Here is a 26127-nt window from a genome sequence, read left to right on the forward strand (position 1 = left end):
TTCTACCTCTGTACCCAGTGTTAAAATTTAAAAGAAAGGAAATGTGGTGATTTTTGCAATTTACACTTGACAAAGGTCACTTCATAACAGGTTAATTATGAAAGATTGGGAAAAAAATATTAGAAAGGTTGTTCCTTATACACCGGGTGAACAGCCAAAAAAAGCAAATATTATTAAATTAAATACAAATGAAAATCCATATCCACCTTCAAAGGGAGTTTATGAAGAGTGGAAGAATCTTAGTATTGATAAATTACGTCTTTATCCAGATCCTACAATAGGAAAACTTACAAGTGCAATTGCTGAATTTCACAATATTTCAAATGATGAAGTCTTTGTAGGAGTAGGCTCAGATGATGTTCTTGCTATGTGTTTTATGACATTTTTTAATAGTGAAAAACCTATTCTTTTTCCAGATATTACCTATTCATTCTATGATGTTTGGGCTAATATGTTAAAAATAAAATACAAACAAATCCCACTAGATGATAACTTTGAAATAGTAGTAGATGACTATAGTGTTGAGAATGGAGGTATTATTTTTCCAAATCCAAATGCCCCTACAGGCGCTTTATTGCCACTTGAATCAGTTGAAAAAATAATTCAAAATAATCAAGACGTTATAGTAATTGTTGATGAAGCATATATTGATTTTGGAGGAGTCAGTGCACTAGAATTAATTCATAAATATGACAATTTGTTAGTAGTTCAGACATTTTCTAAATCTCGTTCAATGGCTGGTGCAAGAATCGGTTATGCAATGGGAAATAAAGTGCTTATCAAATATTTGAATGACGTTAAATATTCATTTAATTCATATACTTTAAATACAATGGCAATTGAGTTAGGTATAAAGGCAATAGAAGATAGAGAATATTTTGATGAAACTAGAAATAAGATAATAAAAACAAGAGAATGGACTAAGGCAAAATTAAAAGACCTTGGATTTAGTTTTAAAGATTCAAAGAGTAATTTTATTTTTGCAAAACATGAGTCAAAAAAAGCAAAAGATATTTTTGAAGCTTTAAAAGAAGCAGGAATTTATGTACGTTATTTTTCTAAGCCAGAAAGAATTAATAACTATCTTAGAATTACAATAGGAACAGATGATGAAATGGAAAAATTAATCAGTTTTTTACAGCAATACCTTGAAAAATGATTAATTATTATGTAACATAGTATAGGTTTGAACTTATGAGAAAGGAAATAGAATATGTTATATTATCTTATTACTTTTTTGATTTCTATGGTTCCATTAGTAGAAATCAGGGGTGCAATTGTATATGCTGATCAAATGAAGTTACCTACATTAGCTTCATATGCATTATGTATTTTAGGAAATATGTTGCCAGTACCTATAATTTATTTGTTTGCAAGAAAAGTTCTTATATGGGGAGCTGATAAACCTTTTATCGGGAAATTTTTTACTTTTTGTTTGGAAAAAGGAAAAAAAGGTGGTCAAAAGCTTCAAGAAAAAGTTGGAAAAAACACATTTGTTGCGTTGTTTTTATTTGTAGGAATTCCTCTTCCGGGAACAGGTGCATGGACAGGAACACTTGCAGCTAGTATCTTAGATATGGATTTTAAATCAACAGTTATAGCCGTAATGTCAGGCGTATTGTTGGCTGGAGTGATTATGTTAAGTGCTTCAAAGATTGCAACACTCGGTGTTACTGTATTTAGACTATTCTGCGCATAAAGAATTTATAGTATAAGAATGTTTTTGGTATATAATAAAGTTTTGTATTTTGAATATTAAAAAGCTCTATATTCTATGGATAAAACCTTAGTTTACAATCCTAAAGAATATAGAGCTTTTGTTCTATTAAAAAAAATATCAACATCAAACATTTTTTATTAAAAAATATTAGCATCCAGATTTTTTATTTCATGTTATGATATTCTAATTCTTGTTGTAGGCTTAAAGAAAGTCGTCTGCTTGATATACATTTATTTAATAACCAAATAAATAATGGAGAAATTAATAATGCAATAAAATAGAAAAATCCTATAACCCCTTTATTGATAGATGATTTAATTAAGGTAGTAGAGATTAATGTTCCCCATATATTAAATAGAATGTGATAAATCATTGAAAAATAAATGGAACCACATCCTTCGCATATGTATCCAAGTATAATTCCAAGGGCAAATGCGTATGTTCCTTGAACAAGATTCATGTGATAAATACCAAAAGCTAAAGCTTGAAATAAATTCGCAATCCAAAAAGGAACGGATTTTTTGAACATTCTTAAAGCAAAACCTCTAAATAAGAATTCTTCAGCAAGTGGTGCAAAAATTATAGCATAAAGCTGCATTGGTAAAATACTATTATCGTTTAAACCAGAGTCATTAATCAGATGTTCATAGTTTCTTACAACCTCTGGGGCTAACATATTATAAAAAACCTGAATCATACCTGCTAAAAATTGTGTAGCTGGAATTAACATAACGCAACAACCGATGATTCCCCAAGTGTGTCCTTTGGTAAAGTCTGTAACTTTAAGTGATCCACCTAAAAAATGGTTATACAAATATCCAATAAAAAAGATTAATATAATGGAATAAATAATCATTATATATCCTGCGTCATATTGAACACTTCGTCTGTTGTATCTTAGAAAATAAAAAATTTCTCTCATAAATACGAAGAAGTATGTCGAGAATAATTGAGAAACTATTCCCAATAGAATTGCTGAAAATCCAGCAAAGAAAAAGGCTACTCTTTTCATATAAAAATCTCCAATCTAAACTTTTTACAAATATTATATAACAAAAGTATAAAAAAAATCAACTTGCGCTTTACGTTAAAACTTTAATATGTTAAAATAAAGTTTGACCAAATGAGAAAAGGGGTAAAAGTGATGAGCAAAAAGCTTAAAACAGAAGCAGTCGATCATTTATTTGATGCCATTTTGTGTTTAAAAAATCGAGAAGAATGTTATACATTTTTTGAAGATGTATGCACAGTAAACGAGTTGTTATCACTATCACAACGATTTGAAGTAGCAGGTATGCTTAGAGAACAGAAAACATATTTAGATATTGCTGAGAAAACGGGCGCATCAACAGCAACAATTAGTAGAGTAAATCGTTCATTAAATTACGGAAATGACGGATATGATTTAGTATTTGCAAGATTAAAAGATGAAGAATCGAAATAATAAAACAATCATTATATAATCATTAATAAGTGGTAGAGTTAGTTTAAAGATATAAACTAATATATTAAACAAAGAAAATATTAAACGAATAAAAAAAATATATATTATTAAAGATCGAACAAAAGCTTCAAAAAAAGGCAGATAAGAGCATTCTTACCTGTCTTTTTTATTGCGACTTTTTCTTTTCTTTATTTTTTTTGTCTTTTTTATCTTTATCTTTTTTCTTCTTTGTGGAATCTGAATCTGTTGAATAAGTGGCATTAATCTTATCAATAGTATTTTCGATAATCATTTTCTTTAAATATACGTCATAACTTAAAAGGCATATGAAACTAAACTGCTGCAAAAAATCACGGTCTTCTTCTGGAAAATCCATGAATGTGTCAGTAGCAATCATATATTTTTTTCCAACATCCTTTAAAAACTTCTTAGACTCCTCGTGCTCTAGATTAAAAACTTCATTGTAGATAGACTCCATATTGAAATTTTTACTATCGCCACCAAAATATTTATCAGTAATAGGATTTAAGACAGATTTTATGTCATTAATACTTAAAATATTTTTGAAATAATATATAAATAACAAGGTTAAAACATGCTCTTTAGAATATTTCTTCTTCTCAGGTGGAGGTAAAAGGTCATTCTTGGCATAGTTATTAATCATAGTTTTTGTAAGGATTTTATCATCTTCGTGACGTTTTACGTTGGCAAGCTGTGTTTCCATAAAAGTTGTCACTTGATCCATATATAAATTTATATTTGGAACCTCTTGAGATTTAACATAATCCATTGAATGTAAAGTATCAAGAAGCTCTTTTAAAAAATCTTTTATATTCATATCATTCATAGTATACACCTCATATCACATTATATAGTAATTAAAACCACATAACAAGATAAAAAAAGAAAAAAATAACTATTTACAAAAAAAAAGAATAGGGATATCATAAATGTATGTTGTTAATTAATTTTTGAATTAGTTTTAAAACTCGACATTTATAGGAGGAAATAAAATGGGTGAATTTGAAAATTTAAATCAGAATACTGCCAATGGTCAGTTTCAAGGAGCAAATGTAGGTATGGAAGGAAGTAATCAAAACAATCAGCAGTACAATTATGCTGCACAAAACCAGGGTTATGGAAATCAGCAGGGTGGTTATGCTTATCAGAATCCATATGATGATACTAAGATATTAGAAGAGCGTGATGCGGCAAGTAGCGCATATCATCTTTCATGGTTTAGTTTACTTGGAATACTTATACCACTTGTAGGTTGGATAGTTGGTGGTATTGTCTTTTCAAAGGTAGGAAAGATTATTACAACTGATGAAATTGCATTACACAAGAAAAAGTCAGCTAAAACTATTGCAACTATTGGCTTTACGCTTTCTTGGATAGTATTCTTTATTTCTGTTTCACTACGTTTAAGATAGTGTTTTAATCTAAAAAGGAAAAATAGAAATAATTATAAAAGGACTGTTGATAAAATTCAAACTTTGGTTTATGTAATTATAATTTTGTAAGATCTAAGTTTATTTTTAGATGCAGCCTTTTTTTAGTTGGAAATAAATGTTAAAAATAATAAACTATATAATAGTAGATATTAGGAGATAAGGAGAATAATCCTATGCAAGATTTTGAAAATAAAAATGATATGATGTATGATAATAATGGATCTGTGGATTTAGCTAAAGAAAATTTAAATGGTTTTAATACGAATAATGTAGAAGCTCAGAATAATGTCGCTTCACAGTTTGAAAGCGGAAACCAATATAATATAGGTGCACAGAATCAGCAATACAATAATATGTCGCAACCACAGGGTTATGGAACTGCTCAGTACAATAATATGTCGCAACCACAGGGTTATGGAACTGCTCAGTACAATAATATTTCACAACCACAAGGTTATGGAACTGCTCAGTACAATAATATGGGACAAGATCAATACGAAATTTCGAAAATAATGAAAGAACGTAATGCTGCACAGAACATGTTGATTCTATCATGGTTTAGTTTTTTAGGAATTCTATTGGCGATTATTGGATGGATAATTGGTATTATTGTTTTTGTAAAGTTAGGAAATATTTATACAACTGATGAAATAGCTTTAAGCAAAAAAAGGACAGCTACAATAGTAGCAAGTATTGGTTTTGGATTATCTGTTGTAAATAGTATTATTGGTATTTTAAGAGTATTTGGTTAATTAAAAAAAACAAAAGTGACTACGCTAAATAATAACTTAGTTTATTTAATTAGAAAATTATAAGTTTATTTTTAGTTGTGGTCTTTTTTTGTTTGGGAAAAAATGATAAAATAATACAGTATGTAGTATATTATTGAAAATAAGGAGAATAATTTTATGCAAGAATTTGAAAATAATGATGAGATTATGGCTAGAAATAATAAATCGGTAAATTTAACAAAAGATAATGATTTATCAGATAATCAAGTTGATATAACAGAGTTTGGTGCTAATAATCAACAACAGAATACACAAAATAATTTTGATACACAGTATCAGAATCAGCAACCAAATATGCAGTACACTGAAAATACTCAGTATAATGGAGAGTATCAGTACAACGATGGAGCCCAATATAATGGAGAAGCTCAGTATAATGGCAATCCACAGTATAACGGAGGAGCTCAGTATAACGGCAATCCACAGTATAACGGAGGAGTTCAGTATAATGGCAATCCACAGTATAACGGAGGAGCTCAGTATAATGGTAATCCACAGTATAACGGAGGATATCAGTATAATGGTAATCCACAGTATAATGGAGGAGCTCAGTATCAGCAGTACAATAACGGGGCATACAATCAGGGATATCCAAATCCTATGAATCCTTTATATGATAGAGAATATGCAAGAAGTATGAGCGAAGCTAATGGTATTTCGACATTAGGCATTGTTTCATTAGTAACTTCTATTATCTTTTTTGCAGTTGTTTCATTGATTTGTGGAATAATAGCATTAAACAAAATAAAAGAAACAGATAGATTGGTAAAAAATAGTGTTATAGAAAGCAAAATCAATACAGGACGTACTTGTGCTGTTATTGGTATAGTTATTAGCGGAATAAGAATTGGACTTTTTGTTCTTATTATGTTTTTTGCTGCGCTAGAGTAAGAGTAAATAATATTATGACTAGTCTTTAAATTGTTAGAGAATTCTGCTTTTGTTTATTAGTCTTTTTATAGCATAATTAGTTGTGTTATAATGGATTATAAAACAAATATATGTATGGATTATATTTGCAGAAAGGAATCAAAATGATAGATTATAGTACGTTGAATAATGAACAAAAACAGGCGGTTGAACACACAGATGGTCCTTTATTGATTTTGGCGGGTGCAGGTTCAGGAAAAACTAGAGTTTTAACATACAGAACAGCTTATTTGATTCAGGAAAAGGGTGTTAATCCCTATAATATATTGGCGATTACATTTACTAATAAAGCGGCAAATGAAATGAAAGAAAGAATAGAAAACATCTCGGGGTTAGGATGTGAGGCTGCGAGTGTTTGGGTTTCTACTTTTCATTCTACATGCGTTAGAATATTGCGCAGATATATTGATAGATTAGGATATTCGAATAATTTTACAATATATGATACAGATGACCAAAAATCTTTAATAAAAGATATTATTAAAAGACTTGAGATTAATCCTAAGATTTATAAGGATAAAATGTTTTTAAATGCGATTTCAAGAGCTAAAGATGAATTGGTTGGGCCGGATGAATTTGCTGAAATGGCTGGTACAGATTATATTAAGAAAATGCAGGCGCAGGTTTATAAAGAGTATCAGATAGCACTTAGAAACAATAATGCACTTGATTTTGATGATTTGCTTTTTAAGACAGTTGAGCTTTTTAAATTGGATAAAGAGGTCTTGGCAGGATATCAGGATAGATTCAGATATATAATGGTTGATGAGTATCAGGATACTAATACTTGTCAATTTGAATTTATTAGATTGCTTGCATCAAAATATAAGAATTTATGTGTTGTGGGTGATGATGATCAGTCTATATACAAGTTTAGAGGCGCTAATATAAGAAATATTCTCAATTATGAAGAGTATTTTCCAAATGCAAGGGTAATTAAACTTGAACAAAACTACAGATCTACTCAGAACATTTTAGATGCTGCTAATGCTGTTATTGCAAATAATGTTTCAAGAAAACAAAAAACATTATGGACTGACAACGAAAAGGGCGAAGTACTTAAACTAAAACAATTAGATACAGCATATGATGAGGCAAACTTTATTGCTAATAGGATATTGACTAAGGTAAGGAGAGAAGGCGCCTCATTTAATGATTGTGCAGTTTTATATAGAACAAATGCACAATCACGTATTTTAGAAGAAAAATTTATAGCAAATGGAATTCCTTACAAGATTATAGGTGGTATTAATTTCTATTCTAGAAAGGAAATAAAAGATTTGCTATCTTATCTTAAAGTTATAGATAATTCAACAGATGATTTAGCTCTTAAAAGAATAATAAATGTTCCTAAAAGAGGAATCGGAACTACAAGTATTGGAAAAGCAGAAGCATTTGCGTATGAAAGTGGCATTGATTTGTATGAGGCATTGGTTCAGTCGGACACTATTGCTTCGCTTGGACGTGCTTCTTCTAAGATTCAAAATTTTGTTACATTTATTCAGGCACTTAAGGCTAAGGCTAAACTTGTTTCAGTTGAAGAATTATTAAAAACAGTTATAGAAGATACAGGATATGTAGAGAATCTTAAAGCTGAAGGAACAGAGGAATCTAAGGCTCGAATAGAGAATATTGACGAGCTTATATCTAAAGTAGTTGATTATGAGCAAAGTGAAGATAATCCATCGCTTAGTGGATTCCTTGAAAATGTTTCACTTGTAGCGGATATAGATTCTTTAGATACATCTAACGATTATGTTGTGTTGATGACTTTACATAGTGCAAAAGGTTTGGAATTTCCATATGTATTCTTAAGTGGAATGGAAGAAGGTATTTTTCCAGGATATATGACCATTTCTAGTGGAGATTTAGAAGAGCTGGAAGAAGAAAGACGACTAGCATATGTTGGAATTACAAGAGCCCAAAAAGAGTTAACATTAACATCGGCTAAGATGAGAATGATTCGAGGAGAAACGCAATTTAACACAATTTCGAGATTCGTCAGAGAAATACCAGATGAATTACTAGATGGTGTTTATGAAGAACATAAGCAAAAACCACAGGAAGTAACTGGTAAAACAGCATACAGAAAAGCAAAACAGGCATTTAAGAGTGTACCTTGTTATAATCAGCAATCATTTGATACAACTTCGACTAAAGAGAAAAGTTTAAGCTATGATGTGGGTGACAGAGTTATGCATATTAAATTCGGCGAGGGAACAGTAACTGGAATTGTTGCAGGTGGCAGAGATTACGAGGTAACAGTTGATTTTGACAAATTTGGAACAAAGAAAATGTTTGCAATGTTTGCAAAATTAAAAAAAGTTCAGTAAAAATCTGTTTGCTATGTATTTTTTCTGTTATAAACACGAAATATATGTTATAATTTTATTATATAAAAAGTATATGAAATATATGTAAACGAAAAATGTTGAGAAGGAGTGGTGGGATAAAATGAATAAAGTAGAAGATATTTTAAACACAGCTAGACTAAATGAGTTAATTAACAAACAAGCTAAAGAAGAAAAGAAACCTTCTAAAGCAGTTGTTATTTTTGCAATAATTGGTGCAGTGGTAGCTATCGCAGCAGCAGTTTATGGAGTATATCGTTTCTTCACACCAGATTATCTTGATGATTTTGAAGATGATTTTGAGGATGAATTCGATGATGATTTTTTCGATGAAGACGATGAAACATTTGATGATGTAAAATAAATTCAGTTTAATTTTTAGGAGGGCTACTAAGGTAGCCCTTTTTTTTAAGAAAGGATATAAGATAGATTAATGAAAAAAGGAACAAGAACTCAGGGTATCGTTGATAGAATTGAATTTCCAAACAAGGGTATTGTTTTTACTGAAGATGGAGAGAAAGTAATAGTAAAAAACACTATTCCAGGCCAAAAGGTAGAATTTATTGTAAATAAAGTTCGTCGCGGAAAAGCAGAGGGTCGTTTAATGGAAGTAGTAGAAAAATCACCATTAGAAGAAAAATGCGATTGCCCTCATTTTGGAATTTGTGGTGGGTGCGTTTATAAAAGCTTACCTTATGAAAAACAATTAGAGTTAAAGGAAAATCAAGTAAAAAAATTAATTGAAGATGCAGTTAAAGACAAATGTGAATATGAATTTTTACCTGCAATTGCAAGTCCTTCAACAAATGAATATAGAAACAAGATGGAGTTCACTTTTGGAGATGAATATTTAGATGGACCTTTGGCTCTTGGAATGCATAAAAGGGGGAGCTTTTATGATATTGTTCCTGTTACAGAGTGTAAGATAATGGATGGTGACTTTAGAACAATTTTAAAAGAGGTTACTAATTATTTTAGAGAAAAAAATATTTCTTTTTACCATAGAATGAGACATGAAGGATATTTGAGACATCTTCTTGTTAGAAAAGCCACAAAAACTGGAGAAATACTTGTAGATTTAATTACATCAACTCAGGTGGAAAATTTACAAGTTAATGAGGATGAGTTGTTAGAAGGATTTAAAAATGTACTGTTAAACGCAAAATATACTGGAAAAATTAAAGGAATTTTACACACTAAGAATGATAGTTTAGCAGATGTAGTAAAAGATGAAGGAACAGATATTTTGTTTGGAGATAATTTCTTTTTTGAAGAAATCATAGGACTTAAGTTTAAGATTTCTCCTTTTTCATTCTTCCAGACTAATTCATTGGGAGCCGAAGTTTTGTATGAGACAGCAAGACAATTTATAAGAGAGTCTGTTGAGGATGAATCGGCACTAAATGATAAAATTGTATATGATTTATATAGCGGAACTGGTACAATTGCTCAAATGATGTCACCAGTTGCCAAAAAAGTGGTAGGTGTTGAGATTATTGAAGAAGCAGTTGAAGCTGCAAAAGACAATGCTAAACTTAATAATATTGATAATTGTGAATTTATTGCTGGGGATGTACTTAAGGTAATTGATGATATAGAAGAAAAGCCAAATTATATTGTACTTGACCCTCCAAGAGATGGAATTCATCCAAAGGCAATAGGCAAAATTATAGATTATGGTGTGGAAAATATGGTTTATATTTCATGCAAACCTACAAGCTTAGCCCGAGATTTAGAAATCTTTCTGGCTCGAGGCTATAAATTAAAAAAAGTTCGTTGTGTTGATATGTTTCCATTTACTGCGAATGTGGAAACAGTATGTTTATTGTCCAAACTTCATGAAGCGAAGCACCATATCAACGTAAAGGTGGATATGGATGAGCTTGATCTTACAAGTGCAGAAGCATGGAATCATAGAGCGTGATAATTATAATATACGCGAAGCAACGAGGAGAATGGACTGCTTGCAGTCCGATTCGACGACTGCCGCGAACGGTGAGAATGATAATTCTCACCGTCAGCCAAAATCAGAGAACAGCAGACAGCCTAGATGTCCGGAAGAAAAGGTAAAGGCTATTGAAGCCGCTTTAAGATTTTTAAGATGATTTAATCTAAAGACTATGATTATCCGTTTGAATGGGGTGTCATAGTCTTTTTTTGCTGTTTTATAGTCGTTTCATGCAACAGAGTACATTTTGAAAGAAAAAATGTCGATAATATATAGATAAATTGAGAGAGAAGGATTTTAGTGTGACGATATGTGATAAGTATCTGGTCACTCTGCGTATAAGTTAATGGTGGAATAAATTTTGGGGTGTCGCATAAATTGCGGCACCCCATTGACATTACTATGTATTTTCAGCTCATCTTGATCAGGTCTTCTAATACATTCTTAACTCTGACTATAGTCTCCTGAATATGAACAGTTGACGTTGACATTTCCTCAGTAGATGCAGCTAGATTCTGAGTCATTTTATTTATCTCATCGATCTCGGTTGCAAGCTTCTCTGATTCACTCATTATCTCTACTACAGCCTTATCAATGTTAGCCTGATTTGATGTACTGTTGTTGGCTGTCTCTCTGGAGTTTGTGGCAAGAGAACTGATTTCCGATGCCACAACTGCAAAGCCTCTTCCGGCTTCTCCTGCTCTTGCGGCTTCAATAGAAGCATTAAGAGAAAGAAGATTTGTGTTGTTGGCGATCTCAACGACTTTCCGGCTGTCATTTCCCAGCTGATCTATCATGGATCTGATCTTTTCCATGGATTCATTGAGCTGCTCGGTGAAATTAACAACACCTGATACCTTTCCGGCAATATTGATGGAGTCATTGGCGTTGGAATCATTTCCGGCAACAATTCCTGCTATTGCTTCGTTTATTTCTTCAAACTTGGAATTTATATCAGCAATGGCGTTAACAAGTCTGTTATGTACTTCGGTTTCCTCGGCACGCTTTTGTTCAACTTCCTGTGTAAGACGCTCGGCAATTTTAACTTCCTGCTGCACCAGACCTTTCTGGTAATGGATACAGTTTTCTTTTACATTGAAGCCGTTAAATATTGCCGTTGACATATCACGGCAGGTATCGTATCCGCAGCAAGTACAATCGATCTGTTTGGACGCCTTGGTAAGTTTTCCCATGGATTTGTAAATCTCGTCCCTTTGAGTTTCGCTTGGCTCCTTGTAGCATACTGTCTTTGACCTGTCAGTATATTTCCTAAGATAATCCTCTAGATTTAGTTTTTTAAACTGTTTATTAAGATTAGCAAGGCGCTTTGCAGGTGAATCAGGTCGTGACCAGGCATCGCCTCTTTTATTCTTCTTGGACTTTTCTTTTATCCGGATCAGATTGTAAAGCGCGTCGTCTGTTTCGCTCATTTTTGAATCTACAGCAGTTCCGCAGATACATCCATTTTCACAATTCAAAGCATCTATAAATACGAACGGAGTCTGGTTATCCTTTATGTGCTTTTTATTTTTCTGAAGCCACTCATACATTCGCTTTTCGCCCTCAATCTGGCGAACTGCTACATCGTCTCCAAGAAACCAGTAAACATTTTCCTTAAGACCACCGGGGGTTGGATAAATGGAACCAAGACCATACTCAATTTCGTCGGAAGCGTCCGGACCTGAAATTTTATTGGCTTTAACATAATCCATAAGGTGTTCAAAAGTTACATTATACTGAACGAGCCCTGCATTGTTAGGATCTTCTATCTCAAGCTTCTTGGCTATACATGGCGAAATAAAGGCAAGCTTATCTTTTAAGCCCAGAACTTTTCTGCAATAAATAGCACCGCACATGAGGGGCGATTGTACAGGAAAGAGTTTGGGAATAAGCTCCGGTGTGTAGTTCTCAATATATCGTACGACCGCAGGACATGGCTGCGAGATGCCGCCGACAAAGTTGTATTTCTGGATATAATTAAGGTATCCCCACGTGGTTATATCAGCACCAAATGAAATGGATATGATCCTGTTTACTCCGAGTTTTTTTAAGCCTCCAAGGACTGAGCCGTATTCCCTAGGATAATTTGCCAAAAAAGCAGGAGCTATCAGAAGTGAGATTTTTTCTCCTTTCTTTAGGCCTTCAAAGAATTTATCTGTGTCATCGGTAAACTTTCTTGCACCGTGTTTACAAGCATCAATACATGCTCCGCATGAAACACAGTATTCGGAATTTACGTGAATTGTCCTGTCCTCGTTGGTTTGTCCTTCAACGGACATGCAGGCACCCATGGCGGGGCAGGCATTTACACATTTATTACACCCAATGCACTGATCGGTGGTGTAAACTAGAGATTCAAAAGAACCGTTATTCATTGAAGACCTCCTTTTCTGTCGTTAGATCATTCGATAAAACGCAAATGGAAAATGTACAACTATATGATTCTTATATCGGAGCAAAATAAAGGATTTCTTAAAGTTAGTACTTACTTTTTAGACAAAAATCACTTTTTTGGCTATTTTGTATATGCTGTTTTTAATTCTTCATTGGATTCCGTTTCAATGGTGCGTTCCATTTCTTCCTGTGATGCAATATGTATTCTCAGCCTCTGTGTTTCTATCATCTCTATAACTTCCAATTAATCTATGGAGATACATTCGTGTCATCATCTCCCTGAACCATACAAAGAAATCAATGTCAGTAAGATATCATACTTTAAAACAACTTGACCGGCTGATCCACACTGAATTTGAGCTTTTTTACACTTCATTATCTCAGTTGACAGTTCAGGACTTTTCTCAATAAAACTTTCATAATGAATCAAATTTATTTTGTAACCTAATTTACGTTACAAAATAAATATAATACAAATTATTTTACATAAATTTTACAATAGCTGGATCATAAAATTTACAGGTTTTTTATAGTATAATATATATAATGATTGGGAAGGAGAGGTAAGATGATTTATTGTGTAGAAGATGATAACAGTATCAGGGAATTGATGATATATACGCTTAAGGCCGCAGGATTTGAAGCTTGTGGATTTTATGATAGTGTTGATTTTTGGAAAAAGATGAATGAGAAAAAACCAGAACTTATTTTATTAGATATAATGTTGCCAGGAGAGGATGGTATTACTATTTTAAAAAAAATAAGAGAATCTTCTGATGCAAAAGATATTCCGGTCATAATGGCTACTGCAAAGAGCAGCGAATATGATACAGTAATAGGTCTAGATAGTGGAGCTGATGATTATTTAGCGAAACCATTTGGAATGATGGAAATGCTATCGAGAATCAAGGCAGTGTTAAGACGCAGTAAACCACAAAAAACATCAAGGCTTATAAGATGCGGAAATATACTGATTGATGAAAATAAACATAAAGTGACAGTAAATGATAAGAATATAGTATTAACCTTAAAAGAATATGAAATGTTAAAGCTTTTGGCTGAAAATGTAGAACAGGTATTTACAAGAGAGATGTTGTTGTCTTTAATTTGGGAAAGTGATTTTGCAGGTGAAACAAGGACAGTTGATGTTCATATTGGTACCCTAAGAACTAAGCTTAATGAGTGTGGAAATATGATAAAAACTGTGCGTGGAGTAGGATATAAGATGGAAGGTGTTGCACATGAACAAAAGAATATTTAATGCAATATGGAGTGTAGCAATTGTTGTTTTTTTATCATCGCTGATATTTATTATGGGTGTTTCGTACAGCTATTTTTCAAGGATTCAGGCGAAGCAACTTAAAATTGAAACAGAGCTGGCGTCACAGGGCGTTGAGATGGGGGGAATAAGTTATCTCAAAAAAATAAATTCAAAAGAATATCGTGTGACGTGGATTAACTCTGATGGAAAAGTTTTATTCGATAATGCCATTAATAAAAACAAGATGGAGAATCATTTGAAACGAAAGGAAATAAAAGAAGCAATTAAAAATGGATATGGTGAGTGTGTTCGTTTTTCTAGCACGTTATCAGATAAACAATTATATTCTGCAAAAAGATTATCAGATGATTCAATACTGCGACTGTCAATTATTCAGATGCCAGTATGGACGTTGCTACTTGGATTTGCACAGCCAATCTGTTTTGTTATTTTGATAGCATTATTTTTTTCTTTTTTTCTTGCATCAAGATTGACTAAAAGAATTCTAGAACCAATAAATAGTATAGATCTAGACAATCCCATGAAATATTTTAAGGAAGAAGAATATGAAGAGATAGCGCCGCTTCTTAAACGTATTCAGTTTCAACAGGAACAATTAAAAAGAGATCAAAAAGAAATAGAAAAGGCTTCATTAATCAGGCAGGAGTTCTCAGCTAATGTTTCGCATGAATTAAAGACGCCTCTTCATGCTATATCAGGTTATGCTGAATTAGTTGAAAACGGCATGGTAAAAAAAGAAGATATACAACCTTTTGCAGGAAAAATAAGGGAAGTAACTAAACGTATGTTAAAACTAGTTGAGGATATTATAGAGCTTACAAAGTTAGATAATGGTGGAGCGGAAATGAAATGGGAAGAGTGTGATATGTATTTTATTGCAAAAAATGCAATAGACAGTTTAGAGGTTGAAGCTGCTTCGTCAGGAGTAGATGTTACATTGAAAGGCTCTAAGGCTCCAATTAGGGCAATTTCACAACTTTTATATAGTATAGTTTATAACCTTTGTGAAAATGGAATTAAGTATAATCATAGTGGTGGAAAGGTTGAAGTTGATGTACAGCAGTCAGCAGTTGGTATAATTTTAAGGGTGAAAGATACTGGAATAGGAATTCCGCCGGAAAGTATGGAACGTATATTTGAAAGATTTTATCGTGTTGATAAAAGTCGTAGTAAGGAAGTTGGTGGTACAGGACTTGGACTTTCAATAGTTAAACACTCGGTTTCAATCCACGGTGGAAATATTGAAGTAAAAAGCAAAATAGGGGAGGGTACGGAATTTATCGTAAAGTTGCCTAATGAATCGGAATAAATAATAGAATAAAAAAAGAGTTATTTAAGGAGCTGTGATTTTTGTAATATTACATGGATTTTACAATAGATGGATAATAGATTTGATGTTTTATTGATACCATTTCCTTGAAAGAAAACTTAACAAAGAACAATAAGTATATTATGTATGGTATATGGTGTATCAAAAAAGATATAAAATATGCCAAAAAGAATGGAGAGTGTGTATGAATATTTTTAACATTTTAAATCTAATTGGAGGTTTGAGTTTATTTTTATTTGGAATGACGTTGATGGGTCAGGCACTTGAACGCAGAGCAGGGAATCGTTTGAAAAGTTTATTAGAAAAGCTTACGACTAATAAATTTATGGGTTTTTTAACGGGACTGGGAGTGACAGCTGTTATACAAAGTTCATCTGCAACGACAGTTATGGTGGTAAGTTTTGTTAATTCTGGGCTTATGACATTACGTCAGGCAATTAATGTCATCATGGGAGCAAATGTTGGAACAACAGTTACGGCTTGGATTCTTAGTTTGTCAGGAATAAGTAGTAAAAATATTTTTGTTAGTTTGTTAAAACCAATTTCATTTACTCCAATTTTGGCTTTAATAGGTATTATTCTGTTTATGTTTGTGAAAGATTCTAAAAAAAATGACACTGGAATGGTTTTATTAGGGTTCGCAACTTTAATGTATGGAATGGAAAATATGTCAGGAGCTGTATCGGGATTGCGTGATTTGCCAGAGTTTCAAAAGCTGTTTTTGATGTTTACTAATCCTGTACTTGGAGTTTTAGCAGGTGCTATTTTAACGGCTATTATTCAGTCAAGTTCAGCATCTGTCGGGATTTTGCAAGCACTTGCATCTACTGGAGCTGTAACATATGGTGCTGCAATTCCAATAATTATGGGGCAAAATATTGGAACGTGTGCAACTGCGATTATTTCCTCAGTAGGAGCAAGCAAAAATGCCAGACGTACTGCATTAGTGCATTTATGTTTCAATGTTATTGGAACGGCTGTATGGCTGAGTGTTTTTTGCATCATAAAAGTAGTTGTAGCTCCTGACATACTAGGAGAGTCAGCAGGTTTAATGGGAATTGCAGTGTGTCATTCTTTTTTTAATATCCTTTGTACAGTCCTTTTGCTTCCGATTTCTGAGTTACTTGAAAAGATTGCAACGAAATTGATTCCAGAAAATGAAGTTGTTGAAATAATTGAATAGTATAAGAGAAGGGTATGATATTATCAATTCTTTTTGATTATTTGACGATAAAATATGAGAAGGTAAGTTCTCATATTTGTTTTGATTGTATTGTGGAGGTTGAAATGAAAAAAAAGAATGATAAAGTATCAAAAAAAGATAAAATTCCGTTTATGAGTAGTGTTCGTACAAAGCTAATTTTAATTATGGTTGTTTTGTGTGCTGTTCCAGTATTTATTGCTATTATGATAAGTTATAATAGTTCTATGGATAGGTCACTTGAAGATATTGAAACGATTAATTATCAAAAAGCAAAAGAGGTAAGTAAATCATACAAGATAGAGTTGAATGAGATGATTGTAGCTTTAAAAGCGGTTGCAAGTAATCATGAACTTATAGAGTTTATGGAAGACGATTCCAAAAAGTATGATAGTGAAAATATAAAAAAATGGTTACAGAACGTAGAAGATAACTTACAGGGTGAGAATTCAATTGCTGTAACAGTTGCAAATGGCGACCAATTGGTAAGATCTTCAGGAAAGTTGCAAAATGTATCAGATCGTCAGTATTTTCAGGATGCATTAAAAGGTGAAGTTGTAGTCTCAAGTGTTTATGCGGGTAAATCTGGCGGCGATGCTACAATATTTATTGTTGTACCTGTAAAAAATGATGAAGGTAAAGTAATAGGAACTGTTCAAAGACCGTATAGAGCGTCATTTTTACATGATATACTAAAAGAAGTTGTAAACAAGGATAAAAAGGAAGAGGGATTTATTCTAGATAACAATGGTTTATTGATAGGACATTCTGAATATGAAATAGACCCTAAAAATTTGATGGATTGTAGTAAATTAGGTGCATATGAAGAGGCACAAAGTAATGATTCTGGTACAGCAGAAGTGGTATACCAAGGTAAAAAAATGGTTATGTCATTTGTAAAAGATAAATCTACAGGTTGGATAGTGTTATCTGGAGCTAATTATAATGTAGTTATGGGACCAACTTATAGAAGTACTCGTTTAATAATGCTGATTGGTGTCATTATGGTTGTTGTTTCAATAGTTATTGCATTCAATATGGCAATTTCGTTTACGAGACCATTAGAGCATTTAGATAATTCGATAAACGCTTTATCAGAAGGACGATTTGAGTACGTAAAAAAATATATCAATAGAAAAGATGAATTTGGTCTTCTTATAAAATATACGAATTCCGTAATTGAAAAGCTTGAAGGTTTGGTTGTACATATTAAGGAATCAACAGTTTCTGTAAATAATTCTTCGGATGATCTTGCAGAAACAGCAAATCAGATTTCAAAGACGGCTGAAGATGTTGCAAATGCTGTTCAGGAAATAGCAGCAGGTGCTTCTCAGCAGGCAGATGAAATTCAAAGTGTAACAGAGAGTGTTGGAGACATAGGAGAGGCTACAAGTTCTGTACAATTGAATACGAATGATCTATCAGAGTTAGCACAAAAAATGCAGCATATAAGTAAAGAGTCAGCTGAAAGCCTAAGTGAATTGCAGGAAAGTAGTCAAGAGATGCGGGATTATATTTCTAAAATAAGTGAAAAGATAGGTGCAACGAGTGAGGCAGTTTCAGGGATAAATGAAAAAGTTGAAGGAATTGCATCAATTGCGGCTCAGACAAATCTTCTTTCTTTGAATGCTTCAATAGAAGCTGCAAGAGCAGGCGAGGCTGGAAAAGGTTTTGCAGTTGTTGCAGAAGAAATTGGTAAATTAGCCGACGATTCTAGAAATATGGCCGATGAGATAAGGGTAGAAATGGATGTACTTCTACAGGAATCTCAGGCAGCTGTTGATATGGCGTTAGATGTTCAAAAAGGAAATGAAAAACAGGAAGAAGTTTTGACGGTGACGGTAGATAGCGTAAGGACAATGATAGACGATATTTCATCTACAGTAAGTAGCGCAAAAAATATTGAAGAAAACACTGCTACTTGTGTAAATGCCAATAATGTTGTTGCGGATGCAATGAATTCACTTTCTGCAATAAGTGAGGAAAATGCTGCATCATCAGAGGAAACGGGAGCATCTATGGAAGAATTGTCAGCAACTGTAACAACGCTTGCATCTTCAGCAGATTCGTTGAAGATTGTAGCAGATAAGTTAAAAGAAGAGATATCATTCTTCAAATGATATTGTTGCAATTATTTTTTTAAATTATAAATTTCGTTGTAATTCATTTTAGTAAAGATGGGATGAATAATTAGAATGGAAAAATACAATAATATTTCGGAGTATGTAGTAGACAATATAGAAAATGCAATAAAAGAAGGGTGGGTTAAAGTATACTATCAGCCAGTGATTCGTTCATTAACAGGTGCGTTGTGTGGAATGGAGTCACTGGCTAGATGGATTGATCCCATGAAGGGCTTTTTGTCACCAAATAAATTCATAGAGCCACTTGAACAGGCACAGAAAATCTATATTTTGGATTGCTATGTGGTTGAGAGAGTTTGTCGTGACATTCATGATCGTATGGAAAAGAAACTTCCAGTCGTACCAGTATCCGTCAATTTTTCACGGCAGGATTTCTTTATGTGCGATATGCTTGATGTTGTTGAAAAGAATGCTATGAAATATGATATTCCGCGAGATTTTATACACATTGAGATTACTGAAAGTATGATGGTAACTGATTCGCAGATGATGAAAAAAATAATTGATAGTTTTCAGAATGCTGGGTATGAAGTTTGGATGGATGATTTTGGAAGTGGATATTCATCTCTTACGATGTTAAAAAATTTTGAATTTAAATTAATAAAATTAGACATGGATTTTTTGTCTGATTTTTCCCAGAAAGCTAAAGATATTGTACGTGCAATGGTTGGAATGGCGAAGGATTTAGATATAAGAACTTTAGCAGAAGGAGTGGAAACAGAAGATGAAGCTCAATTTTTAAAGGAAATTGGGTGCGGTAAGATTCAAGGATATTATTACGGAAAACCAGCTCCATTAAATGAGATGTTTAGAAATTTAGAGGAAAAGGGTATATCTATTGATACAAGAGGTGTACGTCAGTTTTATGAGGCTGCTTGTAAGTATATTCGTTCGTCAGATGTTCCAATTGAAATAGTAGAGTGTGATGGAAAAAAATACAGAACTTTATTTATGAATAAAGCCTATATGGAGCAGATTTTTGAAGATTATCCATCGCTTGAAGAAGCAGATGACAGAATTTATAATACCACATCACCACTTCTTACAAAATATCAAGAGTTTGTAGAGCTCATGAAAAAAACACGACAGGAAGAGCATTTTTATTACACGGTGGGAAATTGTTACCTGTATTTTAGAGCTAAAATTATTGCTGAATATAAGGGAAAATATCTTTTAAAAGGTACAATTACTAATATAGGTACAAGTAGTTATATTGCAAAAAGAGAAGAATTAGACGGAAGAATTATAGCATTGCATCATATTTTCAGTGTTGTTCATCATATTGATTTAAAAAATAATACGATGACGCCATTAGTTGGAAAATATAAATATTCAGTGAATCACATGGATAAAAGTTTGTCGATTCAGCAAAGAATACAAGATTTTTTAGAGGGAAAAATTTTTCCTTCAGATAAAAAAAGAGCAGAAGATTTTTTAAACCTAAAGAATCTTGAAAAACGTTTAAAAAAGACGGAGAGTGGAATTATTTCTGATGTTTTTAAAGTTATGCAGGAAGATGGTTCATATACTAATGAAGAAATTTTAGTTATGATAATTCCAGGAACACACTCATCTGAATTGTTATTATGTATGAAGGATTATCGTGATTTGAATTCAAATGTGGATTCATGGTTTGCAAAAAAAATAAAGAATGCGGATATTGAAACGAAAGAATTTGCGAATATTTTTAAGTCATTGGTTTGGAAATCGAATATTAAATTTTTCTGGAAAGGATTGGACAGGAAGTATTTAGGGATGAGTCAGGCTTTTTTAGAATATTTTGGTTTGAAATCGATGAATGAATTGATAGGGAAAAGATTATCTGAGACACATTGGTATGTTTATGAAGAAAAAATTGAAGAAGAAGAAAATGCTGTTTTGAAATTAGGAAATAAAATAGTTCGCTCTAGTAGAAGATGTATAATAAATGGAAAATATAAAAATGTTTATGTGTCGATGCAACCATATTATGAAAAAGGAAAAATAGTTGGTATTGTTGGTTATTTTGAAGATATTGATGAAATTGGTGTAAGAGATAACATATGTACTCAGAAAAAAACAATGAATCTGCAAAATAATATTTATGATCCGCTTACAGGATTACTTAATGTTCATGGATTTATGGACGCACTATATGATTATTCAATTCGCTATGAAAGAGAGCGTTTAGAGTATGGTTTAATAGTTATAAAAAATAAAAATCATAAAAGGATAATTGATTCTTATGGACAAGATGTAGGAGAAAAACTAGTATTGCTTATGACAAATAAGATGCAAAACTTACTTGATTATGATTGTGTTTTATCCTATTCGAAGGATTCAATTTTCTTAGTTCTTGTTAGTACAGATAAAAAAGAACGATTAGAGAAAATAGCAAGGAAAATTTGTAAAGCTGTAAATTCAATTAAAGAAGTGGAAAAAGTTCCAGTTACTATAGTAATGGAATATGAATACCTATTAAGATCAGATGAAGGAGTTACGGATGAGAATATATTTGCAAAAATAATTGATAAATTTGCAAAGAATGACTGATTAATTGAGAAATAAATGAGAAAATTTTTTGTGTAGTATTTGAAAGGAAAGTTTGTCCGATATACGTTTTAACGTTAAAAGGTGGTGAGATTTATTAAATGAGATTTTTATGAGGTGGTGAGGAGATGATTTTAGAAAGAAACGTTAAAATTAGTGTTATTATGCCAGTATATAACTCCCAAAGAACTTTAGTTAGGGCTGTTGGTTCGGTTTTAAAGCAAACGTTACAAGATATAGAGATTATTTGCGTTAATGATGCATCGACAGATGATAGCCTTAATATTTTGATGCAATTACAAAACATTAGTCATGGAAAGTTAGTTGTAATAGATTCAGAAGAGAACTTAGGTGCTGGAGGAGCAAGAAATTTAGCGTTGGATGTTGCAAAGGGAGAGTATATAGGGTTTGTAGATAGTGATGATTATATAGCCCCATTGATGTACGAAGCGCTATACAATGAAGCAAAAAAATATGATTATGATATAGTTGATTCGGGTTTTTACAAAGAGTCAGAAGATTTAGCGATAATATATACTTCAGATGAACTAAAAGGTGAATTAGATGCGTATAAAAGAAGTGAATTAATAGTAAGTGGAGGGTATTTGTGGTCTAAAATTTTTAAAAAAGAATTATTTGAAAGCCCTAAATTACGTATGAGAAAAAATGCTATTTTAGAGGATGCTGATATCTTAACATACCTATTGTTAAGGGCAAAAAGTATTGGAAATGTAAAAGAAATTTTTTATTTTTATGCAGATTCGTGTGGTTCACTTTCAAAAGAGAATAATAATGTAAAGTATTATGAAAACGTATATAATGCGATGGAAGCTATTTATAAAAAAACGCACAAATTTGAATTCTACAAGGACGTAAAAATGGCGGTTGAGTATGAGATTATTCAACTTTATTCATATGGAGTAAATATTTGCAAAAGTAATATCGAAAATATAAAGTGCAAAAAACAATATGACGATAATAGGACATCTAATGATGAAGAGATTATAGAAATATGGAATGAAAGACTGAGTAATCTTGTAAAGTTAAAGAAAAGAATCATAGAAATTAATTTGGATGATAATAAGTACGTACAGAATAAAATGAATAAATTGGATATTGAGATAATGAAAAGTGTAGAAATAGATAGGTGAAATGGATATGTAAAAAACAAATGAAAGTTGAAACGGGAAGTCTTACAACTAAAAAAAAGAAGTAACTGGCCATAAGAAAAATTAAATCATATTAATAGGAGAAGTCGAAATGAAAAATTTAAGAATGGATTTATTTACTGATTTTAAATGTATTGGAAGTAAATGTCCTTATACATGTTGTAAAGGATGGAGTGTTTTTATAGATAAAGAAGCAGCAGAATACTATAAAAAAGTTGAAGGTGAGCTAGGTGAAAAATTAAAAAAAAGTATTAAATATGAGGGAGAAAAGATCTCTTTTATTATGGATAAAAATGATAGATGTCCTTTTTTAAATGATGATAATTTATGTGATATTTATATAAACTTAGGACCAGAAAATATGTGTAATATATGTCGAGAATTTCCAAGAATATCTCATCAATATGGAGATATATATTTTCTTACAGTATATCAAGATTGTCCAGAAGTTGCAAAGATGCTAATTGAAAAAAAAGAACCGATAAAGTTTCAATTTGCAGAGAGTGATAAAATAAAAGCTGATATAAAAGAAGATATTGATTGGAAAAAGTTTAACAATTATATAGATGCATTTGTAACGGTTGAAGATATTGTAAGTAATCAGTCAATTTCAATACAAAATAGAATTAAGTTAGTGATTTTGTTTTCAAAACAATTTGATGAATTGCAAGATGATAGCTCAAATGAAATTCAACAAATGCTAGAGTTTTTTGGAAATGAGGAGAACTATAAACAAATCATTCCAGATTTAGAAAAAATAGAATATTTACCAAATAAAGATATACTTTTTTTTAGACAAGTAGTAGAAATTCCTATGTTGAGAGAAGATGCAAAGCATTGTCGGGAGTTCTTTAGTGATGAAGGAATAAGTCGATACAAAAATGATATTAAAAATAATGAGGAAAGTGCGTCAAAGTTACATAATTTACAGGAAAAATTACTACAAGTTATTTTGTTTAAATATTTTATGGAAGGGTTTAATATAGATGATTTTAAAAAAGTTTTTTTTGAAGGAATGATTTTATACAAAGTGTATGAATATAGTTTTAAAAATATTTATTTTGATACCGGAGATGTCTTTAATGAAGAAAGAATAATAGAGAGGATTGCAAAAATTGGAAGAATTTTAGAGCATACGGTTGATGAAAAAAAAGAAAAAAGGAATTATAAAATAATTTTGGAAAAACTAAAAGAAAATGGTATTTATGAATATGACATTTTGCTAGAAATTACTTAATGAAGGGAGTTTTTAGGATGGAAAGGATAATGGTTACCCGTTCATCGATGCCACCATTTGACGAATATGTAGAAGAAATAAGAGATTTGTGGGATACGCGATGGCTTACGAATATGGGAAAAAAACATGAAAGGTTAAGAAGTGAATTAAAGGATTATCTTAAGGTTGACAATATAGATTTATTAGTGAATGGGCATATGGCGTTAGAGTTGACAATGCAGGCATTGGGGGTAAAAGGTGAAGTTATAACTACACCTTTTACTTTTGCTTCTACAACTCATGCAATTGTAAGAAATAACCTAAAGCCGGTTTTTTGTGATATTAAACCAGAGGATTTTACTATTGATCCTGAAAAAATAGAGGACTTGATAACAGATAATACTTCTGCTATTGTTGCGGTTCATGTGTATGGAAATGTTTGTGATGTTGATACAATCCAAAAAATAGCTGATAAGTACGAATTAAAAGTAATATATGATGCTTCGCATGCTTTTGGAGTTACAGTTAATGGGAGTGGAATTGGAAACTTTGGAGATGCTTCGACATTTAGTTTTCATGCAACAAAAGTTTTTAATACTATTGAAGGTGGAGCAGTTTGTTATAGAGATGAGGAAATTGGAAAAAAAGTATATGATTTAAAAAATTTTGGAATACATGGACCTGAAAAAATAGATGCGGTTGGTGCAAATGCAAAACTGAATGAGTTTTGTGCTGCAATGGGATTGTGTAATTTGCGCCATATTGATGAAGAAATTGCAAAAAGAAAAAAAGTTGCTAAACGTTACAGAGAAAATTTCGATGGAGTAAGGGGAATTGCTATTAATCCCATTCAAAAAGGAATAGTCAATAATTATCCTTATTTTCCAGTTATTTTTGATGAAAAAATATATGGGGCAAGTCGAAATCAGATATTTGCAGAGCTTGAAAAAAACGGAATTTTTGCAAGAAAGTATTTTTATCCCATTACAAATACATTTGATTGCTATCATGACAGGTTTGATTCATATGATACACCAATAGCGTTACATTTGAGCAAGAGGGTTATTACGCTTCCGATGTATGCGGATTTGGAAGAAAATGATGTGGATAGGATTTGCAAAATTGTTTTAGATTGTAGAAGTTAGGGGCTGAAAAAATGGATTTTTTAAAAAAACAAGAAAGTGTGTATGAAGAGATAAAAAATACCAAAAATCCGGTATGGATTTGGGGAGCAGGAAGTATGGCTGAAGTGATTGAAAAGAGATTGAATGAACATGGTATTTTTCCTAAAGGAAATTTTATTAATCTGTCAGATATTGAAGTAGACAATGAAAAACTATGGCAATTAAAAGAACTAGAAGAAACAGGCAATAGAATTGATGTAATTGTTGGTCATGGAAAACTGGATTTGGTTAAGAATTTAAAGAATTGCAATATAGTAGATGAAATATATGTACTCGATAGTCCATATGAACAGTATTGGCCAGATGTAAAAGCAATAAAAAAACTAGAAGATTTGATGTTAAAAGGAGAAATAAGAGAAAGAATATACGATAATAAATCATATGAATGTGTAAATAAATATGTTGAATTCTATAATGGAAAAATGGAGAATAATTTTTTTGAAGAGGTAGAATTACTTTGTGAAGATATGTTTGAATTTGAAAAATTAAATCTTACAGAAAACGAAAATTATATTGATGTAGGAGCCTGGGATGGAGATACAGTAATCGAATTTTTAAAATATACAAAAGGAAAATACAATAAAATATATGCAATAGAGCCAGATGACAAGGGATATAATATGTTGTCAAAAAAATTTAAAGATAGTATTAGAATTAGCTTATTAAAGATGGGGTTAAGTTCAACGAAAAAAACATTATATTCATCTAAAAGCAATACACAATCTATGCATTTGATAGATTCAGGTGAAGGAAAAATTGTGGAATGTAATACTTTAGATTATTTGTTAGATAATAATATTATTGAAAATAAACCAACTTTGATTAAAACTGCTGTTCCGTTTATGGATTTAGATGTTTTAAGAGGGGCTGAAAAAACTATAAAGATGATAAAGCCAAGATTAATATGTAATATTTCATGCAGTTATAAAGAAATATCTTCAATTATAGAATATATTTTGGGGTTGAATTTGGAGTATAAGATTGCATTTAGATATAGATTACCAGTTCCAACTCAATTATTGCTGTATGCTTTTTAGGAG

21 protein-coding genes and 1 pseudogene are annotated in these 26127 nt (G+C 31.7%); 19 read left to right on the forward strand and 3 right to left on the reverse strand.

Translation table 11 applies throughout. From position 1 onward, the window contains the following. Positions 1 to 97 precede the first annotated feature (97 nt). Complete coding sequence (gene hisC / locus BLV79_RS06770) at positions 98 to 1159, forward strand: histidinol-phosphate transaminase (protein WP_074717378.1); 1062 nt, start codon at positions 98 to 100, stop codon at positions 1157 to 1159. Between the two features lie 54 nt (positions 1160 to 1213). Continuing rightward, positions 1214 to 1699 (forward strand): COG2426 family protein, encoded by a 486-nt coding sequence (locus BLV79_RS06775; protein ID WP_074717380.1) that lies wholly within the window; start codon positions 1214 to 1216, stop codon positions 1697 to 1699. A 184-nt stretch (positions 1700 to 1883) separates the two neighbouring features. Here the strand turns inward: BLV79_RS06775 and BLV79_RS06780 are convergent, their stop codons facing one another. Beyond that, complete coding sequence (locus tag BLV79_RS06780; RefSeq protein ID WP_074717382.1) at positions 1884 to 2732, reverse strand: CPBP family intramembrane glutamic endopeptidase; 849 nt, start codon at positions 2730 to 2732, stop codon at positions 1884 to 1886. A gap of 132 nt (positions 2733 to 2864) precedes the next feature. Between BLV79_RS06780 and BLV79_RS06785 the strand changes: the two genes are divergently transcribed. Beyond that, complete coding sequence (locus BLV79_RS06785; RefSeq protein ID WP_074717390.1) at positions 2865 to 3164, forward strand: YerC/YecD family TrpR-related protein; 300 nt, start codon at positions 2865 to 2867, stop codon at positions 3162 to 3164. A 166-nt stretch (positions 3165 to 3330) separates the two neighbouring features. On the opposite strand, the gene BLV79_RS06790 is transcribed toward BLV79_RS06785, so the two are convergent. Next, the gene (locus BLV79_RS06790; protein WP_074717494.1) at positions 3331 to 4002 is read right to left on the reverse strand and encodes a DUF1836 domain-containing protein; all 672 of its coding nucleotides are present in this window, start codon (positions 4000 to 4002) and stop codon (positions 3331 to 3333) included. Between the two features lie 175 nt (positions 4003 to 4177). Between BLV79_RS06790 and BLV79_RS06795 the strand changes: the two genes are divergently transcribed. The 7 genes from BLV79_RS06795 (at position 4178) to BLV79_RS12565 (ending at position 10795) form a co-directional block, all read left to right on the forward strand. Beyond that, positions 4178 to 4597 (forward strand): hypothetical protein, encoded by a 420-nt coding sequence (locus tag BLV79_RS06795; RefSeq protein ID WP_074717393.1) that lies wholly within the window; start codon positions 4178 to 4180, stop codon positions 4595 to 4597. A 194-nt stretch (positions 4598 to 4791) separates the two neighbouring features. Beyond that, positions 4792 to 5370, forward strand: coding sequence for a hypothetical protein (locus BLV79_RS06800; protein ID WP_074717395.1), 579 nt, complete (start codon positions 4792 to 4794; stop codon positions 5368 to 5370). Between the two features lie 156 nt (positions 5371 to 5526). Then, entirely contained in the window at positions 5527 to 6300 is a 774-nt protein-coding gene (locus tag BLV79_RS06805; RefSeq protein WP_074717397.1) for a DUF4190 domain-containing protein, read from the forward strand. Positions 6301 to 6443: 143 nt separating this feature from the next. Further along, positions 6444 to 8672 (forward strand): DNA helicase PcrA, encoded by a 2229-nt coding sequence (gene pcrA, locus BLV79_RS06810; protein ID WP_074717398.1) that lies wholly within the window; start codon positions 6444 to 6446, stop codon positions 8670 to 8672. A 121-nt stretch (positions 8673 to 8793) separates the two neighbouring features. Beyond that, positions 8794 to 9054 carry a hypothetical protein gene (locus BLV79_RS06815; protein WP_074717399.1) on the forward strand — a complete coding sequence of 87 codons (261 nt, stop codon included), beginning with the start codon at positions 8794 to 8796 and terminating at the stop codon, positions 9052 to 9054. Positions 9055 to 9123: 69 nt separating this feature from the next. Beyond that, positions 9124 to 10614, forward strand: a complete 1491-nt coding sequence (gene rlmD, locus BLV79_RS06820; protein WP_074717400.1) for a 23S rRNA (uracil(1939)-C(5))-methyltransferase RlmD — start codon at positions 9124 to 9126, stop codon at positions 10612 to 10614. A 31-nt stretch (positions 10615 to 10645) separates the two neighbouring features. Then, the gene (locus BLV79_RS12565; protein ID WP_242871450.1) at positions 10646 to 10795 is read left to right on the forward strand and encodes an RNA methyltransferase; all 150 of its coding nucleotides are present in this window, start codon (positions 10646 to 10648) and stop codon (positions 10793 to 10795) included. Positions 10796 to 11048: 253 nt separating this feature from the next. Here the strand turns inward: BLV79_RS12565 and BLV79_RS06825 are convergent, their stop codons facing one another. Then, positions 11049 to 13013: a [Fe-Fe] hydrogenase large subunit C-terminal domain-containing protein gene (locus BLV79_RS06825; protein WP_074717408.1), complete on the reverse strand. Its 1965-nt coding sequence runs from the start codon at positions 13011 to 13013 to the stop codon at positions 11049 to 11051. Positions 13014 to 13600: 587 nt separating this feature from the next. On the opposite strand from BLV79_RS06825, the gene BLV79_RS06830 reads away from it, so the two are divergent. The 9 genes and pseudogenes from BLV79_RS06830 (at position 13601) to BLV79_RS06870 (ending at position 26124) form a co-directional block, all read left to right on the forward strand. Further along, positions 13601 to 14293 carry a response regulator gene (locus tag BLV79_RS06830; RefSeq protein ID WP_074717410.1) on the forward strand — a complete coding sequence of 231 codons (693 nt, stop codon included), beginning with the start codon at positions 13601 to 13603 and terminating at the stop codon, positions 14291 to 14293. Beyond that, on the forward strand, positions 14274 to 15623 hold the full coding sequence (locus BLV79_RS06835) for a sensor histidine kinase (protein WP_074717412.1): 1350 nt from the start codon (positions 14274 to 14276) through the stop codon (positions 15621 to 15623). The genes BLV79_RS06830 and BLV79_RS06835 overlap by 20 nt, the downstream gene beginning before the upstream one ends. A gap of 205 nt (positions 15624 to 15828) precedes the next feature. Continuing rightward, positions 15829 to 16800, forward strand: a pseudogene (locus BLV79_RS06840) (Na/Pi cotransporter family protein); the annotation flags it as partial. 131 nt (positions 16801 to 16931) lie between these two features. Beyond that, positions 16932 to 18965, forward strand: coding sequence for a methyl-accepting chemotaxis protein (locus tag BLV79_RS06845; RefSeq protein WP_074717496.1), 2034 nt, complete (start codon positions 16932 to 16934; stop codon positions 18963 to 18965). 75 nt (positions 18966 to 19040) lie between these two features. Further along, positions 19041 to 21521, forward strand: a complete 2481-nt coding sequence (locus tag BLV79_RS06850; RefSeq protein ID WP_074717414.1) for an EAL domain-containing protein — start codon at positions 19041 to 19043, stop codon at positions 21519 to 21521. Positions 21522 to 21646: 125 nt separating this feature from the next. After that, complete coding sequence (locus BLV79_RS06855) at positions 21647 to 22669, forward strand: glycosyltransferase family 2 protein (RefSeq protein ID WP_074717416.1); 1023 nt, start codon at positions 21647 to 21649, stop codon at positions 22667 to 22669. A 109-nt stretch (positions 22670 to 22778) separates the two neighbouring features. Then, complete coding sequence (fliB, locus tag BLV79_RS06860; protein ID WP_074717418.1) at positions 22779 to 23924, forward strand: flagellin lysine-N-methylase; 1146 nt, start codon at positions 22779 to 22781, stop codon at positions 23922 to 23924. A 17-nt stretch (positions 23925 to 23941) separates the two neighbouring features. Further along, entirely contained in the window at positions 23942 to 25048 is a 1107-nt protein-coding gene (locus BLV79_RS06865; protein ID WP_074717420.1) for a DegT/DnrJ/EryC1/StrS family aminotransferase, read from the forward strand. Between the two features lie 11 nt (positions 25049 to 25059). Beyond that, positions 25060 to 26124 carry an FkbM family methyltransferase gene (locus BLV79_RS06870; protein ID WP_074717422.1) on the forward strand — a complete coding sequence of 355 codons (1065 nt, stop codon included), beginning with the start codon at positions 25060 to 25062 and terminating at the stop codon, positions 26122 to 26124. Positions 26125 to 26127 lie beyond the last annotated feature (3 nt).

This window comes from Lachnobacterium bovis DSM 14045, assembly GCF_900107245.1.
Lineage (GTDB): Bacteria > Bacillota > Clostridia > Lachnospirales > Lachnospiraceae > Roseburia > Roseburia bovis.

What these genes read in the sequence shown, in the direction of transcription:
- hisC (WP_074717378.1), top strand. Translation starts at nt 98, where the DNA reads ATGAAAGATTGGGAAAAAAATATTAGAAAGGTTGTTCCTTATACACCG.
- BLV79_RS06775 (WP_074717380.1), top strand. Translation starts at nt 1,214, where the DNA reads ATGTTATATTATCTTATTACTTTTTTGATTTCTATGGTTCCATTAGTA.
- BLV79_RS06780 (WP_074717382.1), bottom strand. Translation starts at nt 2,732, where the DNA reads ATGAAAAGAGTAGCCTTTTTCTTTGCTGGATTTTCAGCAATTCTATTG.
- BLV79_RS06785 (WP_074717390.1), top strand. Translation starts at nt 2,865, where the DNA reads ATGAGCAAAAAGCTTAAAACAGAAGCAGTCGATCATTTATTTGATGCC.
- BLV79_RS06790 (WP_074717494.1), bottom strand. Translation starts at nt 4,002, where the DNA reads ATGAATATAAAAGATTTTTTAAAAGAGCTTCTTGATACTTTACATTCA.
- BLV79_RS06795 (WP_074717393.1), top strand. Translation starts at nt 4,178, where the DNA reads ATGGGTGAATTTGAAAATTTAAATCAGAATACTGCCAATGGTCAGTTT.
- BLV79_RS06800 (WP_074717395.1), top strand. Translation starts at nt 4,792, where the DNA reads ATGCAAGATTTTGAAAATAAAAATGATATGATGTATGATAATAATGGA.
- BLV79_RS06805 (WP_074717397.1), top strand. Translation starts at nt 5,527, where the DNA reads ATGCAAGAATTTGAAAATAATGATGAGATTATGGCTAGAAATAATAAA.
- pcrA (WP_074717398.1), top strand. Translation starts at nt 6,444, where the DNA reads ATGATAGATTATAGTACGTTGAATAATGAACAAAAACAGGCGGTTGAA.
- BLV79_RS06815 (WP_074717399.1), top strand. Translation starts at nt 8,794, where the DNA reads ATGAATAAAGTAGAAGATATTTTAAACACAGCTAGACTAAATGAGTTA.
- rlmD (WP_074717400.1), top strand. Translation starts at nt 9,124, where the DNA reads ATGAAAAAAGGAACAAGAACTCAGGGTATCGTTGATAGAATTGAATTT.
- BLV79_RS12565 (WP_242871450.1), top strand. Translation starts at nt 10,646, where the DNA reads ATGGACTGCTTGCAGTCCGATTCGACGACTGCCGCGAACGGTGAGAAT.
- BLV79_RS06825 (WP_074717408.1), bottom strand. Translation starts at nt 13,013, where the DNA reads ATGAATAACGGTTCTTTTGAATCTCTAGTTTACACCACCGATCAGTGC.
- BLV79_RS06830 (WP_074717410.1), top strand. Translation starts at nt 13,601, where the DNA reads ATGATTTATTGTGTAGAAGATGATAACAGTATCAGGGAATTGATGATA.
- BLV79_RS06835 (WP_074717412.1), top strand. Translation starts at nt 14,274, where the DNA reads ATGAACAAAAGAATATTTAATGCAATATGGAGTGTAGCAATTGTTGTT.
- BLV79_RS06845 (WP_074717496.1), top strand. Translation starts at nt 16,932, where the DNA reads ATGAAAAAAAAGAATGATAAAGTATCAAAAAAAGATAAAATTCCGTTT.
- BLV79_RS06850 (WP_074717414.1), top strand. Translation starts at nt 19,041, where the DNA reads ATGGAAAAATACAATAATATTTCGGAGTATGTAGTAGACAATATAGAA.
- BLV79_RS06855 (WP_074717416.1), top strand. Translation starts at nt 21,647, where the DNA reads ATGATTTTAGAAAGAAACGTTAAAATTAGTGTTATTATGCCAGTATAT.
- fliB (WP_074717418.1), top strand. Translation starts at nt 22,779, where the DNA reads ATGAAAAATTTAAGAATGGATTTATTTACTGATTTTAAATGTATTGGA.
- BLV79_RS06865 (WP_074717420.1), top strand. Translation starts at nt 23,942, where the DNA reads ATGGAAAGGATAATGGTTACCCGTTCATCGATGCCACCATTTGACGAA.
- BLV79_RS06870 (WP_074717422.1), top strand. Translation starts at nt 25,060, where the DNA reads ATGGATTTTTTAAAAAAACAAGAAAGTGTGTATGAAGAGATAAAAAAT.